General features: G+C 62.7%; 1 protein-coding gene. It reads left to right on the forward strand.

What is annotated here, in order from left to right:
* On the forward strand, window positions 1-351 hold a 351-nt coding region (locus AACU19_RS20715; RefSeq protein ID WP_198599096.1), incomplete at both ends, for an Ig-like domain-containing protein.

Raw genomic sequence — 351 nt, forward strand, 5'->3', positions numbered from 1 at the left:
GCGAACACGCTGCGGGTGAAAGTCACCGACGCGTTCGGCAATGCACTGGCCGGACAGACGGTCAGCGTCTCAGCGGACAACGGGGCAGCGGTTGCCGCGACGGTTATCACAGAGTCGGACGGCGCGGCGATAATCTCCGTCACCAGCCAGACCGCCGGAGCCAGTACGGTCACTGCCAGCATCAGCAACAGCACTCTGAGCCAGAACGTGACGTTTATTGCTGATGTCAGCACGGCGAAGATCGCGGATCTGGTGGTCATCAAGGACGGCTCAGTGGCAGATGGTGCGATGGCGAACACGCTGCGGGTGAAAGTCACCGACGCGTTCGGCAATGCGCTGGCCGGACAGACG

Source organism: Escherichia sp. MOD1-EC4550 (genome assembly GCF_963876935.1).
Lineage (GTDB): Bacteria > Pseudomonadota > Gammaproteobacteria > Enterobacterales > Enterobacteriaceae > Escherichia > Escherichia coli_F.